The organism is Ensifer sp. ENS06 (assembly GCF_014852205.1).
In the GTDB taxonomy this organism is placed as follows: domain Bacteria; phylum Pseudomonadota; class Alphaproteobacteria; order Rhizobiales; family Rhizobiaceae; genus Ensifer; species Ensifer adhaerens.
This window is the reverse complement of the sequence record NZ_JACVBC010000001.1, coordinates 1,337,896-1,351,497: the sequence shown is the minus strand read 5'-3', so window position 1 is coordinate 1,351,497 and position 13,602 is coordinate 1,337,896. Positions and strand designations below refer to the sequence as shown.

Here is a 13,602-nt window from a genome sequence, read left to right as displayed (position 1 = left end):
ATAATGATGGCGAGGCCGGCCAAGTCAACCGTGCGGCCCGCTCGTCCCCCGCCAAAGATTGCCACTTCCGCAAGACTTTCCGGTTGCTTTTGCGCCCGTGCGGCGCGACAAGCGTCTCAACGCCCGCTACACCGTTTCCGAGGTTTCAATCTTGCCGCTTGATGTCATTGCGCTCGTCCTGTTCGGGGCGTTGTTGCACGCGACCTGGAATGCGTTGGTCAAGGCGGGAACGGAAAAGTCGCTCGACGCTGCGATGATCGCGCTCGGGGCCGCAGCCGTCGCCATCCCCTTCCTGCCGTTCATGCCGTTGCCCAAACCGGAAGCGTGGCCATACATCCTGGTTTCGGCACTGTTCCAGTTCGCCTATTTCCAGCTCGTCGCCGCATCCTATCGCGCCGGCGACATCGGCCTTGTCTATCCGCTGATGCGCGGAGCGGCGCCGTTGATCGTCGCGATGACCAGTGGGGCGTTGATCGGCGAAAAGCTCACCTTCGGAACGATGATCGGTATCCTAACGATCTCTGCCGGGGTACTGACGCTCGCCTTCGAGTCGCGCAAGGGCGGCAAGAACGCGATCGTGCTTGCGCTGCTCAATGCCTGCGTCATCGCAAGTTACACCTTTGTCGACGGCATCGGCGCGCGCGTCTCGGGCAATGCGATCTCCTACACGCTGTGGATGGCGCTGCTGCCACCGGTTCTGCTTTTCACCTGGGCCTTTGCCCGGCGCGGCATCAAGCCGGTCGCCCGCCACGTCTACAAGAACTGGTGGCGGGGCCTCATCGGCGGCGCCGGCTCGATCGGCGCCTATGGCCTGGCGCTCTGGGCGATGACCAAGGCGCCGGTCGCGACCGTCGCGGCACTCCGCGAAACCTCGATCCTCTTTGCCGTGGTGATCTCGGTCGCGTTCCTCAAGGAGCCGGTCAGCGTCTGGCGCATCGCAGCGGCCTGCGTCATCGCGCTCGGCGCCCTGCTCCTGAAGCTCGCCTGAGCGTCAGTCTTCCTTCCATTCCGGCATGCGCTTGCCGAGGAATGCGCCGATACCGTCCTCGGCATCGCGCGCGAGCATGTTCTCGACCATGACGCCGACGGCATAGTCGTAGGCCTCTGGCAGGTCCATCTCCGCCTGGCGATAGAAGGCCTCCTTGCCGATCTTCAGCGCCTGCGGCGACTTCGAGGCAATGACTGCTGCGTATTTGTCGACCACCTGGCGCAGGTACTGCTGCGGTACGATGCGGTTGACGAGACCGAAATCCTTGGCGGTCGAAGCGTCGATGGTCTCGCCGGTGAGCAGCATTTCCATCGCCTGCTTGCGATGTGCCGCACGCGTGAGCGCGACCATCGGCGTCGAGCAGAAGAGGCCGATATTGACACCGGGCGTGCAGAAGGTGGAGCTGTCGGTGCAGATCGCGAGGTCACAGCTTGCGACGAGCTGGCAGCCAGCTGCCGTAGCCAAACCATCGATCTCGGCGATGACGGCCTGCGGCAGCCGGGTGATTTTCAGCATGAGATCGCCGCAGAGGCGGATCGTCCGTTCGAAGAAGGCCCTGCCCCGGTCGTCGTCTTCGCGGTGCGCAGTCATTTCTTTCAGATCGTGACCGGCGGAAAACAGCTTGCCCGTGGCGGCGAGCACGACGACCCTGATGTCCTTGGCGGTGGCGACCGCATCGAACTCGGCGTGCAGCGCCTCCATCATGGCGATCGACAGCACGTTGGCCGGCGGGTTGTTGAGCGTCAGCCGCAAGACGGGCCCTGACTGTTCACGCAGCAGCAGGCCGTTCGGCTCTTCCTTCTTGAACGACACGACGTCGGCCATCTTCTTCTCCTGAAACTTGAATTTGGTTGGTGGTACGCCGGCCACGCGTGCCGTGCAAGCCGACAGCACACCCCGGTGACGCATTCCGCCTACGACCATTTTCCGCCTTGCGTCCGGCCACCAGCCGGTTTCAGGTGACGGACAGACATGTTGAAGGACAGAATGCATGACCATCGAGCCGATCATGACCGTCGACGACCTCAACCGATTTCTCGACACGGATTTCCCGCAGGTCCATACCGACGGCAAGGTCTTCCATGTCACGGCTGTTGGACCCGGCTTTGCCACCATGCGGCTCGACCCGAACGAACGGCATATCCGGCCAGGCGGCACGGTTTCCGGCCCTACCCTTTTCGCGCTCGCGGACGTCTCGGCCTATATCGCATTGATCGCCCATATCGGACCGGTTGCGCTTGCCGTCACCACCAATCTCAACATCAACTTCCTGCGCAAGCCCGAGCCGGAACCGCTCGAATGCACCTGCCGCATCCTCAAACTCGGCAAGCGGCTCGCCGTTCTCGACGCGTCGATCGTCAAGGTTGGCGACGACGACCTCGTTGCGCATGCCACAGCGACCTATTCGATTCCGCCGCGATAATTTGTGGTATCAAAATACCATACATATAACATATTGTTTTTGCTTATCTTTATTTCCATGTCGCAGATTTCGCGTTCTTGACGCTTGTTTCGCACTTGCGTATAAGCTGCCGCAGATCGCGGTCCTCTGAGGGCCGCTTTCTCTTTTGCCCGGGAAACTGGACAAAACCAAGCAACAAGAAACGCCCAGCGGTTCGCCGCTCGGGTCCAAAGAAAGATTTTTGATATGGCAACCTTCGTTCAGAAGCCTGCAGAGGTGGAGAAGAAGTGGATCATCATCGACGCCGAAGGCCTCGTTGTTGGTCGCCTCGCTTCCCTCATCGCAAACCGCCTGCGCGGCAAGCACAAAGCTACCTTCACCCCGCATGTTGACGACGGCGACAACGTCATCGTCATCAACGCCGAGAAGGCAGTTCTGACGGGCAAGAAGTACACCGACAAGAAGTACTACTGGCACACCGGCTACCCCGGCGGCATCAAGGAGCGCACCGCGCGCCAGATCATCGAAGGCCGCTTTCCGGAGCGCGTCATCGAGAAGGCCGTCGAGCGCATGGTTCCGCGCGGTCCGCTTGGCCGTCGCCAGATGAAGAACCTGCGCGTATACGCAGGCGCCAACCACCCGCATGAAGCACAGCAGCCGGCCGTCCTCGACGTCGCCAAGCTGAACAGCAAGAACACAAGGAGCGCCTGATAATGGCTGACCTTTCCGCTCTCAAGGAAATCGCCACGACCGCGGAACCGGCTGCTCCGGTTCACGTCAAGAAGGTCGACGCCCAGGGTCGCTCCTACGCGACCGGCAAGCGTAAGGACGCTGTCGCCCGCGTATGGGTCAAGCCGGGCACCGGCAAGATCACCATCAACGGCAAGCCCTACGCGGCTTACTTCGCCCGTCCGGTTCTGCAGATGATCCTGCAGCAGCCGATCGTCGCTGCTGCCCGTGACGGCCAGTTCGACATCGACGCGACCGTTGCTGGCGGTGGTCTTTCCGGCCAGGCCGGTGCCGTTCGTCACGGCATCTCCAAGGCACTCACCTACTTCGAACCGGGCCTGCGCTCGGTCCTGAAGCGCGGTGGCTTCCTCACCCGCGACAGCCGCGTGGTCGAGCGTAAGAAGTACGGCCGTGCGAAGGCACGTCGTTCGTTCCAGTTCTCGAAGCGTTAATCGCTTCAACTGCGACACTTGGAAAGGCGGGGCTTTGCTCCGCCTTTTTTTGTTATCATCCGCCCCACCGTTTCCCGCAACGTCGACCCCTCGAGGCACAGCATGACAAGCTCCCCCGTCGCCAAGACCCCAGAGCCGCCCTATTACATCGTCACGTTCGCCTCGCGGCGCACGGCAGGCGACCACGGCTACGACAACATGGGAGACGAAATGGAGCGACTTGCGCGCGAGCAGCCGGGTTTTCTCGGTCTCGAAAGCGTGCGCGGCGCCGACGGCTTCGGCCTAACCAATTCCTACTGGGCGGATGAGGAGAGCATCGCGGCCTGGAAAAACAATGTCCGCCACCTGACGGCCCAGCGCCTCGGCCGCGAGCGCTGGTACGAGGATTATCAGGTTCGTGTGGGCAAGATCGAGCGCCAATACGGTTTCGAACGCCCCTAGTTCTGCGGCTGCGCACGGTCGCCGCCGGCAAGCGGGCTAAATCGGCAACTCCGTCGTCGACTTGAGTTCGCGCAGGACGAAGCTCGACACCACGGTGCGCACATGGGGATTGCGCATCAGATAGCGCGTCATGAAGGTATCGTAGCTTTCGACGTCGTTGGCGCGGATCTTCAGCATGTAGTCGAATGTGCCGGATAGAGCGTAGCACTCCATGATCTCCGGCCGGTCGCGCACGACGGCGGAAAAGGCGGCAATCGCCTCGTCGTGATGATCTTCGAGCGTCACATGGGCGATGATACAGAGTTTCAGGTCGAGCTTTGCCGGATCGAGCAGCGCCACGCGCTTGCGAATGACGCCATCCGTCTCCAGTTCCTGCAGCCGCCGCCAGGCCGAGCTTTGCGACATGCCAGCTTTCTCCGCGAGATCGGAGAGCGACTGGCCGCTATCGGCCTGAATGAGCCGCAGCAGCTTTCGCACGGGCTGAAGACTTTCTTTCACATCAGCAGGCATTTCGAATTTTCCTCCCGGGATCAGGCGTCAACCTGGCAACTGTGGAACAAATACTCGCTCCATCCGCGATACAATCGCAACAGGAGAGTTCATCTGACGAATGAGGAGACGTCATGACGAAGGAAAGCAGCTACACGGCCAAACTGCCGGAACCGGACGGCACCTATCACTATACCCCGGAAGAAGATGCAATCTGGGGCGAACTGTACCAGCGGCAGATGAAGCTTCTGGCCGACAAGGCGTGCGACGAATACCTCGAGGGCGCCAAGACGCTCGATCTCGGCCCTGACCACGTGCCGCAGTTGAAGGACGTGAACCGCCGCCTTGCCGAAACCACCGGCTTCGGTGTCGAAGGTGTTCCCGCCCTCATTCCGCCGTCCCGCTTCTACGAACTGCTGTCCCAAGGCAAGTTTCCGCTGGCGACCTTCATTCGCCGCCGCGAGCATATCGATTACATCGAAGAACCCGACATCTTCCACGAGGTCTTCGGTCACTGCCCGCTATTGACCAACCAGAGCTACGCCAATTTCGTCCGCCGCTTCGGCGAAAAGGCGGTTTCGCTCGGCAAGGGCTATTCCTGGCACATGTTCCGGATCTTCTGGTTCACCGTCGAGTTCGGGCTGATCAACACGTCGAAGGGCCGCCGCTGCTATGGCGCCGGCATCGTGTCTTCGCCGAACGAGACACGGAATGCGATGGGAACTCCAGGCGTCGAGTTCCGCCCCTTCGACCTGATGACTGTGCTGCGTACACCCTATCGCATCGATATCGTCCAGCCGATCTATTACGTGATCGACAGTTTCGCCCAGCTGGAAACGATCATCGAAGAGGATATCGCCGCGCGCATCACCGAAGCCAAGGCGCTTGGCGATTTCGCCCCGACCTACGAAGCCAAGGCCTCGTAATCGCCGAAGAAACGGCCGGCAGGGCCTTGCCTTGCCGGCAACGATTGTCCAACCTTCCGCCACCACAGGTTTGAGCGGGATGCGCGCAGAGGATGCGCGCTTTCCGGCTCCGAGGCAGAGGCGGGATATGGCGAACAGGACGATCGATCATGCGCTGACGGCGCGCTCACTCACATCGGCGGCGTCCGATCCGACCCATGCCGGGATTCTCTCCTTCATGCGCCGCAAATATTCGAAGCAGTTGAAGGGTGTCGATGCCGTCGTCTGGGGCATTCCCTTCGACGCCGCCACTTCGAACCGCCCCGGCGCGCGCTTCGGGCCGCAGGCGATCCGCCGCGCCTCGGCAATCTTCGACAACGATCCGCAGTACCCGTTCGACCGCGATCTCTTCGCGGAGATGGCGACGGTCGACTATGGCGACTGCCTCCTCGACTATGGCAATCATTCGAAGACGCCGGCAACGATCGAACGCGAAGCGACTAAGATCATCAGGAGTGGCGCCTATCTGCAGACGCTCGGCGGCGACCACTTCGTCACCTACCCGATCCTGAAGGCGCAGGCGGCTCTGCACGGCCCCCTCGCCCTCGTCCAGTTCGACGCCCACCAGGATACCTGGCCGGATGAACGCGGGCGCATCGACCACGGCTCCTTTGTCGGCCGTGCGGCGCGCGAGGGCCTGATCGATACAGATGCCTCGATCCAGATCGGCATCCGCACGCACGCGCCTGAGGATTGCGGCATCCGCATTCTCTATGGCTACGACGTCGAAGAGATGAGCGCTGCCGAGATCGCCGAGACGATCATAAGGCAGGTCGGCGAGCGCAAGGCCTATCTGACCTTTGATATCGACTGCCTCGACCCGGCTTACGCGCCTGGCACCGGCACACCGGTCGCCGGCGGCCCGTCGAGTGCCAAGATCCTCTCTGTCCTGCGCAAGCTCGGAGCGCTGACCGTGGTCGGCAGCGACGTCGTCGAAGTGGCGCCAGCCTATGACCATGCCGACGTCACCGCAATCGCCGGTGCGACGGTCGCGATGTATATGCTGGGCCTGCATGCGGAGAAGCTTGCCGAGCGTGCGCCGCTTCGCTGAGCGCTGCCGTTGCGGTGAATGGCCGCTGCTTATATAGGAACAGGTGGGTTTGGCGGCGTTCCGCCGGCCCGTTGAGAAATTGATTCAATTCTATGCCAGAATGATTCCGGAACGGCTTCTAACTGTCTGGCAGAACGGGAAAATCATGAAACCGAAGATCTTCATCGATGGCGAACACGGCACCACGGGCCTGCAGATCCGCACGCGCATGGCCGGCCGTAGCGATCTCGAACTGCTTTCCATTCCGGAAGCGGAACGACGCAACGCCGCGATGCGAGAAGATCTTCTGAACGAAGCAGACATCGCCATCCTCTGCCTGCCGGACGACGCCTCGCGCGAGGCGGTTTCGATGGTCTCGGGCAACAACAAGGTCCGCATCATCGACACCTCGACCGCGCATCGGATTGCTCCCGACTGGGCCTATGGCTTTGCCGAAATGGACAAGGCGCAGCCGGAGAAGATCCGCAGCGCCCGTTGCGTCGCCAATCCCGGTTGCTATCCGACCGGCGCGATCGGCGTGATCCGGCCGCTGCGCCAGGCCGGCATCCTGCCGGACGGCTATCCGGTGACGGTCAACGCGGTCTCCGGCTACACGGGCGGCGGCAAGCAGATGATCGCGCAGATGGAAGACGAGACCAATGCGGATCACATCAGCGCACCGCACTTCCTCTACGGCCTGACGCTCAAGCACAAGCATGTGCCCGAGATGAAGATGCACGGGCTACTCGACCGCGCACCGGTCTTTGCGCCCTCGGTCGGCAAGTTCGCACAGGGCATGATCGTCCAGGTGCCGCTCTATCTCGAAGACCTCGCCGCCGGCACGACGCTGGAGACGATCCATGCTGCAATCGTCGCGCATTATGCCGGCCAGTCGATCGTCGAGGTCGTGCCGCTCCAGGAGAGTGAAAAGCTCGGCCGCATCGACGCCACCGAGCTTGCCGGCAAGGACACGATGAAGCTTTTCGTCTTCGGCACCCCTGGCGGCAACCATGTGAACCTCGTCGCCCTGCTCGACAATCTCGGCAAGGGCGCTTCGGGCGCGGCGGTCCAGAACATGGACCTGATGCTGTCGGCCTGATCGGCACTGAGCTCAAAACAAAAGACCCCGGCGAGCCGCTCGCCGGGGTCTTTTCTTTTTCCGGAGCTCGTCCGGCGTCAGTCGCGCAATTCGATCGCCGTCGACCGCGGATACTCGCCGTAGAAACCGCGCCAGTGGGCGATGGCAAAGCCAAGCACCACAAGCGCGCCACCCTGGTGCGCCACGCCCCAGCCGACCGGCACCTGCAGCACCAGCGTGGTGATGCCGATCACCGCCTGCACCGAGACGAGCAGGAACAGGAGCACGGCGCGGCGCGCATGGGTGGTTTCGGGTGCGGCCCGCAGCGAGGCAATCATGTGCATCAGTGCGAAGGCAAAGAGCACATAGGCGCCAATGCGGTGGACGAACTGGACCGTCTTCGGGTTCTCGAACAGGTTGATCCACCAGGGCTGCTGCAGGAACAGGTCCTGCGGGATGATCGCGCCATCCATCAGCGGCCAGGTGTTGTAGCTGAAGCCGGCATCGAGACCGGCGACGAGCGCGCCGAGATAGATCTGGAACAGACTGAAGATGGCGATGATCGCCGCCATCTTGCGCGAACGGTCGGTGGGCGCCGTGTCATTCGAATGCGCGCTCAGCCCGCGGAAGATCCACATACAGGCGGCAAAGATCAGACAGGCGATGACGAGATGCGTCGCAAGCCGGTACTGGCTGACCTCGGTGCGCTCCACGAGGCCCGATGAAACCATCCACCACCCGATGAACCCCTGGAAACCGCCAAGCGCAAGGATACCGAGCAGCGGCATGCGCAGCTTGCGCTCGACCTTTCCGGTGAACCAGAAATAGGCAAGCGGCAACGCGAAGATCAGGCCGATGGTGCGGGCAAGCAGACGGTGCGCCCATTCCCACCAGAAGATCGTCTTGAACTCGTCGACCGTCATGCTGCTGTTCATCTGCTGATACTGCGGAATGCGCTGGTAGAGCTGGAATTCCTCTTCCCACTCGGCGACCGTCAGCGGCGGGATCACGCCATGGATCGGCTTCCACTCGGTGATGGAGAGGCCCGATTCGGTAAGCCGCGTCGCGCCGCCGACGAGCACCAGGGCAAAGAGGGTGAACAGCACGACTGCCAGCCAGCCGCGGATCTGCCGGCGGTTGCGGTCGGTCCTGCCGATCTCGTTTCGAAGCATTTGTTCAGTCGCCATTTCGACGCCGGCCATCATGTTCCCTCTGGTGTCGCAGGGTTGTCGGCGGTGCAACCGGACGGATCAACGGTCGCACCTTCAGGAAAGCCGTTGATTTGCACCAGAGCGGCATGCAAAACAAGGCCGAAACCTTTGCGGCATGCGGTCGCGGCCGCTCCGCGCGCATTTGCCCATGTGAAAGATATGAAATGCCCGTACGCCTCAGAAAGCTGATCGGCACGATCCTGATCATCATCCTCGTCGTCGTCTATGCGCTGGCCGCCGTCACCTTCGCCTCGCTGCTGCTCGGCGCTGCCCCCTGGTACGTGCATCTGGCCTACTTCTTCTTCACCGGCCTGCTCTGGATATTGCCGGCCATGCTGATCATCAAATGGATGGAAAAGCCCGCGAAGGATCGTTGATCCTCAATCCGGTAGCCATTCGGGGGGACGCCCATGCGACTTGCAGTTATCGCTGACATCCACGGCAACGATCTTGCGCTCGAAGCGGTGCTCGCCGACATCGATGCGCAAGGGATCACCGATATCGTCAATCTTGGCGACCATCTGAGCGGCCCCCTCAATGCCGCACGCACGGCCGACATCCTCATCAAACGGGCGATCCTTTCGATCCGAGGCAATCACGATCGCTATCTTTTGACCATGGATCCGCATGAAATGGGGCAATCTGATCGCGCAGCCTATGATCAATTGCAGCCGCAGCACCGCGAATGGCTGGCGACCCTGCCCGTCGCACACGTCCACGAGGAAGCGTTCTTCCTGTGCCATGCGACGCCGACCGATGACGAGACCTACTGGCTGGAGGCCCTGACGGCCGATGGCACCGTCCACATGGCGCAGCATTCGGCCATCGAAGCGAAAGCAGCCGGCGTCGACTATCCGGTTATCCTGTGCGGCCACACCCATATCCAGCGCGCCGTGCGGCTTTCCGACGGCCGCCTCGTCGTCAATCCCGGCAGCGTCGGCTGCCCCGGGTATGAGGACGACCAACCGGTGCCGCACAAGGTCGAAGCAGGCTCCCCGGACGCCCGCTACGCGATCATCGAGAAATCGGCCTCGGGGTGGCACGTCACCTTCCGCAATGTCCCCTATGACTGGATGGCAATGTCCCAGCTTGCGGCCAGCCGCAACCGCATGGAATGGGCAAAGGCGTTGGCCACCGGCTTTCTCGATTGAAATTTGCGCGCGCTTCACATTCCTCGCTTCACGCTTTGCTAACCGCGTTCGCCGGTTATTCCCAATCGGCTTCATAAGTATTCCCGAATTAAAGCGATCGTAGCGGGCTTGAGGTTCAATCTCTCCGCAACAAGGACCGGACGGCACCTGCGATGACGAACTCGGAACTCACCATGGACGGCTCCGGCGACCGCCGCGCGCACGCGTCCTTGCGTGCAGATCCCACCGATGCCGCCGGCCGCTTCGAAATCTCGCTTCACCGCAATATGGAGGCGCTCGAATCCGAGTGGCGCGTGCTCGACGGTCCTCCTGAGAACTCGCTGCATCATGCCTATCAATGGTGCAGCGCCTGGGCTGCGACCCATGTCAGCGACCTGGCCCTTCTGCGCGTTACCTTCGATGGCGAACTCCTGCTCGTCCTGCCGCTGGAAGTGGCGCGCGGACGCTTGTTTCGAACGGCAAAGCTGATCGGAACCGAGCATAGCAACCTCAACACCGGGCTCTTTGCCCCCAACGCCGCGGCGATCATCAGCACGCCCGCGCTTGCCGACGCGCTTGCCCGCGCCATCTGTGGCGCACTGCGCGGCCTTGCCGACATCGTCATGCTCGATCGTCTACCGAGCGACTGGCGCGGCGCCCCCAGCCCCTTCGCCCTGCTTTCGGGCGTTGCCAATCCCAACCCGTCGTTTCAGCTTCCCCTTCTCGGTGGCATTCAGCCGACACTGGCCCAGCTCAACGCCAAGCGGCGGCGCAAGAAGATGCGCATTTCCGAGCGACGGCTGGCTGAAATGGGCGGCTACGACTATGTGGTCGCGCGTACGGGTGACGAGGCCCACGCGCTGCTTGATACCTTCTTTCGGCAGAAGGCGACGCGTTTTGCTGCGCTCGGCCTTCCCGATGTCTTCCAGGACAAGGAAACGCAGGCGTTTTTCCATGCGCTCGCCGCCCGTATGGGCGACGACGTTCAACTCATGGAACTCAATGCCATCCGCCTGCGGGGCGAAAACGACGGCCGCATCGTCGCCGTCGCCGGACTTTCCCGCAAGGCAGATCACGTGATCTGCCAGTTCGGGTCGATCGACGAAGCTTTGGCCGGCGATGCCAGCCCGGGTGAATTGCTGTTTTACCGCATGATCGAGCGCCTATCGGGGGAAGGCGTGCGCCTGTTCGATTTCGGCGTCGGCGACCAGCCCTACAAACGCTCCTGGTGCACGATCGAGACACCGCTGCGCGACATCGTGTTGCCGGTGACGTTCGCCGGCCGGCTCGCAGGCCTGCGGCATCACCTCGTCGTGAGGGCAAAAAGGGCGATCAAGGCGAACCGGGCCGTTTATGCCCGCATCCAGCGCACGCGACGGCACAGGCAAGACAAGACCTTCGACAGCAGCGCCGACTGATAACCTAGATAAGAGGACGGGGCCCAGGCGCGTTGTCGCCGGTGACCGGCGAGACCATTATGCCGCGTCGCGGTCCGGGTATTCGGGGTCCGATTGTACCTGGCCAGTCATCAGCACAATGTCGCGATAGCCCGCTGCACCGAATCCGGTCAGCACCTCGACGATCCGCTCATCGCTCACCGACGGCGCCGACAGGATGATTTCCGCGCCATCGCGGCCAGCGATCTTCTCAACAGCCATTTCATCGGCAGGGCCGCATTCGAGCAGGACGAGATCATAGGCGTTGGTCAAGGCGTCGATGATCATCTTCAACCGGTCGATGCCGCGCATCGCCTGACGCGGATCGGCATCGCCCTGAGGAATGATGTGCGCGTCGGAAAAACGGTCGGCGTGGATCGTGTCCGTGAAGGGCACCTCCCCCGCCAGCAGGTTGGTGATCCCAGGAAGCTGCTGCGAGCGCGCCATCAGGCGTGTCGGGCAGGCAGAACCCGTCAGGTCGATCAATACGACCTTCAGCTCCTCTTCGGCCAGCAACCGGGCGAGCATCACGGTGGCGGTAGAACCCTCGTCTCCGCCGGGCGAAACCGAAATCGCAACGCGCACGTTGGTGGCGCGCAGATGCTCGGCGACGGCCTCGATCGAGAAATCCGCCTCGGCGGCCTCTTCCTCCATGTCCGGTGCAAGCGACACGTCCATCGCAGGCAGCAAGTCGACGGCGTCATCAGCCGCGGGCGCAATTGCAGGCGAAGCCTGAGCCATCTCGACCGGCGGCAAATCGGCGACGCTTGCGGCCAGCGCCGGACGCGGGTGGACCGGTGCCCGTTCACCCGTAGCCGCGACCGGCCGCAAGGCTCGTCCGCTGAAAAGCTCGCCGAGCATGATGCCAATGCAGGTCAGGAGGAACGTGGCAAGCGCTGCGACGATCGTGATCGGCAGCACTTTCGGGAAACTCGCGCCGGTCGGAACCACGGCACTCGAAATGACCCGTGCATCGGCCGGCGTCGCATTCTCCACCGTCCGCGATGTCGCTTCGCGGTAGCGCGCGAGATAGGTCTCCAGCAATTGCCGCTGCGCCGTTGCCTCGCGCTCGAGCGCGCGCAGCCCCACCTCTTCTTCGCCCGCCCGAGCCGACTGCGCCTTCAACGCATTCAGCTGCTGGGTCAACTGCTGTTCGCGCAGTTCACCGACCTTCGCCTCGTTTTCAAGGCTCGTCAGGATCTTGCGGGTCTCGGAGCTGATCTGGCCGCGGATGCCTTCGAGCTGCGACTTCAGCGCCTTCAGGCGCGGATGACCGTCGAGCAGGGTCGTCGAAAGATCGGCGACCTGCGCCTGGAGATTGGCCTCGGTTTCCTTCAGCCGCTGGATCATCTGTGAACCGACGACGTCGGCGATCGTGTCCGGCGCGCGGCCGCTCGCAAGCGCCGAACGCACGCCGGCGGCACGCGCCTCCGCATTGGCACGCTCGCCGCGCACCCGGGTCAGCTCCGTCGAGATGTCCGTGAGCTGCCGCGTCGCGAAGTTGGTGGTTTCGCCGGTTGGTAGCAGGTCCGACGAGGCGCGATAGGCCGCCACCTTCGCCTCGGCGTCGCGCACCTTCTCGCGCAGATTGGCGATCTCCGGTTCGAGCCAGCGTGTCGCCTCGGAATTGGTGTCGAGTTTCGCACCGCTCTGGAGCGCCAGGAAGACCTTCGCCATCTCGTTGGGCACTGCGGCCGCAAGCTGGCGGTCCTTCGAGGTGAAGCCAATCGCGATCACCCGCGATTTCTCCACCTGGTAGACCTGGAGCTTGTCGGAGAATTCCTTGAGCACCCTCTCCTCGGGCGGCATCTCCAGCGGGTTCTTCTTCAGCCCGAGCATGACGAGAAGATCCGAAAGCGCCGAGGGCGCCGACGACGGGTCGAATTCCTTGAGCTCATAGAGCTTCATGTTGCGGGCGACCTGCTTGATGAGATCGGCCGACTTGAGCACCTGTACCTGGCTGAGGATGCCGGATTCATCGAAGACGCGGTCGGCGCCCGCCTGCGAAGCCTGGTTGGGGCCGCTGAACTCCGGCTCGCGCGATTCGATGAGTACACGGGTTTCGCTCTGGTAATCCGGCGCGATCATCTTTGCTGCGCCGAAGGCAAGCGCCGCCACAGCGACGGTGGCGAGCAAAACCTTGACGCGCCGATCCCAGACGGCGCGAAACAGGCCGCCGAGGTCGATATCCACATCCTGTTGTGCGCTGCCGCTTCCCGACATGCTAGTCGCTCCGAACCTTCAAATCTCG

15 protein-coding genes are annotated in these 13,602 nt (G+C 62.6%); 11 read left to right on the top strand and 4 right to left on the bottom strand.

The genetic code is table 11. The features are described from left to right. Positions 1-151: 151 nt before the first annotated feature. On the top strand, positions 152-988 hold the full coding sequence (locus IB279_RS06690; RefSeq protein ID WP_113188325.1) for a DMT family transporter: 837 nt from the start codon (positions 152-154) through the stop codon (positions 986-988). Positions 989-991: 3 nt separating this feature from the next. Here IB279_RS06690 and IB279_RS06685 read toward each other — a convergent pair whose 3' ends face one another. Next, positions 992-1,813, bottom strand: a complete 822-nt coding sequence (locus IB279_RS06685) for an enoyl-CoA hydratase (protein WP_034803661.1) — start codon at positions 1,811-1,813, stop codon at positions 992-994. A gap of 166 nt (positions 1,814-1,979) precedes the next feature. Between IB279_RS06685 and IB279_RS06680 the strand changes: the two genes are divergently transcribed. The 4 genes from IB279_RS06680 (at position 1,980) to IB279_RS06665 (ending at position 4,012) form a co-directional block, all read left to right on the top strand. Continuing rightward, a complete protein-coding gene (locus tag IB279_RS06680) occupies positions 1,980-2,411 on the top strand; it encodes a PaaI family thioesterase (protein ID WP_043611470.1) in 432 nt (143 codons plus the stop codon). A gap of 225 nt (positions 2,412-2,636) precedes the next feature. Further along, a complete protein-coding gene (rplM, locus tag IB279_RS06675; RefSeq protein ID WP_057252379.1) occupies positions 2,637-3,101 on the top strand; it encodes a 50S ribosomal protein L13 in 465 nt (154 codons plus the stop codon). A gap of 2 nt (positions 3,102-3,103) precedes the next feature. Then, positions 3,104-3,571, top strand: coding sequence for a 30S ribosomal protein S9 (rpsI, locus tag IB279_RS06670; protein ID WP_034803667.1), 468 nt, complete (start codon positions 3,104-3,106; stop codon positions 3,569-3,571). A 102-nt stretch (positions 3,572-3,673) separates the two neighbouring features. Continuing rightward, positions 3,674-4,012 carry an antibiotic biosynthesis monooxygenase gene (locus IB279_RS06665; protein ID WP_060580878.1) on the top strand — a complete coding sequence of 113 codons (339 nt, stop codon included), beginning with the start codon at positions 3,674-3,676 and terminating at the stop codon, positions 4,010-4,012. A 36-nt stretch (positions 4,013-4,048) separates the two neighbouring features. On the opposite strand, the gene IB279_RS06660 is transcribed toward IB279_RS06665, so the two are convergent. After that, positions 4,049-4,522: an Lrp/AsnC family transcriptional regulator gene (locus tag IB279_RS06660; protein ID WP_060522181.1), complete on the bottom strand. Its 474-nt coding sequence runs from the start codon at positions 4,520-4,522 to the stop codon at positions 4,049-4,051. Positions 4,523-4,635: 113 nt separating this feature from the next. Here IB279_RS06660 and IB279_RS06655 point away from each other — a divergent pair, with 113 nt between their 5' ends. The 3 genes from IB279_RS06655 to argC all read left to right on the top strand — a co-directional run bounded on the left by IB279_RS06655 (position 4,636) and on the right by argC (position 7,595). Continuing rightward, positions 4,636-5,427 carry a phenylalanine 4-monooxygenase gene (locus IB279_RS06655; RefSeq protein ID WP_034803671.1) on the top strand — a complete coding sequence of 264 codons (792 nt, stop codon included), beginning with the start codon at positions 4,636-4,638 and terminating at the stop codon, positions 5,425-5,427. Between the two features lie 127 nt (positions 5,428-5,554). Then, positions 5,555-6,517 carry an agmatinase gene (gene speB / locus IB279_RS06650; RefSeq protein ID WP_034803674.1) on the top strand — a complete coding sequence of 321 codons (963 nt, stop codon included), beginning with the start codon at positions 5,555-5,557 and terminating at the stop codon, positions 6,515-6,517. Positions 6,518-6,662: 145 nt separating this feature from the next. After that, the gene (gene argC / locus IB279_RS06645; protein ID WP_060522178.1) at positions 6,663-7,595 is read left to right on the top strand and encodes an N-acetyl-gamma-glutamyl-phosphate reductase; all 933 of its coding nucleotides are present in this window, start codon (positions 6,663-6,665) and stop codon (positions 7,593-7,595) included. Between the two features lie 77 nt (positions 7,596-7,672). Here the strand turns inward: argC and IB279_RS06640 are convergent, their stop codons facing one another. Further along, on the bottom strand, positions 7,673-8,776 hold the full coding sequence (locus IB279_RS06640) for a COX15/CtaA family protein (RefSeq protein ID WP_060606641.1): 1,104 nt from the start codon (positions 8,774-8,776) through the stop codon (positions 7,673-7,675). Positions 8,777-8,949: 173 nt separating this feature from the next. Between IB279_RS06640 and IB279_RS06635 the strand changes: the two genes are divergently transcribed. From IB279_RS06635 to IB279_RS06625, 3 genes are all read left to right on the top strand, one after another. Next, complete coding sequence (locus IB279_RS06635) at positions 8,950-9,162, top strand: DUF2842 domain-containing protein (RefSeq protein ID WP_034804246.1); 213 nt, start codon at positions 8,950-8,952, stop codon at positions 9,160-9,162. Positions 9,163-9,195: 33 nt separating this feature from the next. Then, complete coding sequence (locus IB279_RS06630) at positions 9,196-9,936, top strand: metallophosphoesterase (RefSeq protein ID WP_113188296.1); 741 nt, start codon at positions 9,196-9,198, stop codon at positions 9,934-9,936. A 152-nt stretch (positions 9,937-10,088) separates the two neighbouring features. Further along, a complete protein-coding gene (locus IB279_RS06625) occupies positions 10,089-11,333 on the top strand; it encodes a GNAT family N-acetyltransferase (RefSeq protein ID WP_113188295.1) in 1,245 nt (414 codons plus the stop codon). Positions 11,334-11,390: 57 nt separating this feature from the next. Here the strand turns inward: IB279_RS06625 and IB279_RS06620 are convergent, their stop codons facing one another. Then, entirely contained in the window at positions 11,391-13,574 is a 2,184-nt protein-coding gene (locus tag IB279_RS06620) for an exopolysaccharide transport family protein (protein ID WP_060522175.1), read from the bottom strand. Between the last annotated feature and the right edge of the window lie 28 nt (positions 13,575-13,602).

Bases quoted from the DNA above. Each gene is read 5' to 3' on its own strand.
- IB279_RS06685 (WP_034803661.1), bottom strand. From the start codon at position 1,813: ATGGCCGACGTCGTGTCGTTCAAGAAGGAAGAGCCGAACGGCCTGCTG.
- IB279_RS06680 (WP_043611470.1), top strand. From the start codon at position 1,980: ATGACCATCGAGCCGATCATGACCGTCGACGACCTCAACCGATTTCTC.
- rplM (WP_057252379.1), top strand. From the start codon at position 2,637: ATGGCAACCTTCGTTCAGAAGCCTGCAGAGGTGGAGAAGAAGTGGATC.
- rpsI (WP_034803667.1), top strand. From the start codon at position 3,104: ATGGCTGACCTTTCCGCTCTCAAGGAAATCGCCACGACCGCGGAACCG.
- IB279_RS06665 (WP_060580878.1), top strand. From the start codon at position 3,674: ATGACAAGCTCCCCCGTCGCCAAGACCCCAGAGCCGCCCTATTACATC.
- IB279_RS06660 (WP_060522181.1), bottom strand. From the start codon at position 4,522: ATGCCTGCTGATGTGAAAGAAAGTCTTCAGCCCGTGCGAAAGCTGCTG.
- IB279_RS06655 (WP_034803671.1), top strand. From the start codon at position 4,636: ATGACGAAGGAAAGCAGCTACACGGCCAAACTGCCGGAACCGGACGGC.
- speB (WP_034803674.1), top strand. From the start codon at position 5,555: ATGGCGAACAGGACGATCGATCATGCGCTGACGGCGCGCTCACTCACA.
- argC (WP_060522178.1), top strand. From the start codon at position 6,663: ATGAAACCGAAGATCTTCATCGATGGCGAACACGGCACCACGGGCCTG.
- IB279_RS06640 (WP_060606641.1), bottom strand. From the start codon at position 8,776: ATGGCCGGCGTCGAAATGGCGACTGAACAAATGCTTCGAAACGAGATC.
- IB279_RS06635 (WP_034804246.1), top strand. From the start codon at position 8,950: ATGCCCGTACGCCTCAGAAAGCTGATCGGCACGATCCTGATCATCATC.
- IB279_RS06630 (WP_113188296.1), top strand. From the start codon at position 9,196: ATGCGACTTGCAGTTATCGCTGACATCCACGGCAACGATCTTGCGCTC.
- IB279_RS06625 (WP_113188295.1), top strand. From the start codon at position 10,089: ATGACGAACTCGGAACTCACCATGGACGGCTCCGGCGACCGCCGCGCG.
- IB279_RS06620 (WP_060522175.1), bottom strand. From the start codon at position 13,574: ATGTCGGGAAGCGGCAGCGCACAACAGGATGTGGATATCGACCTCGGC.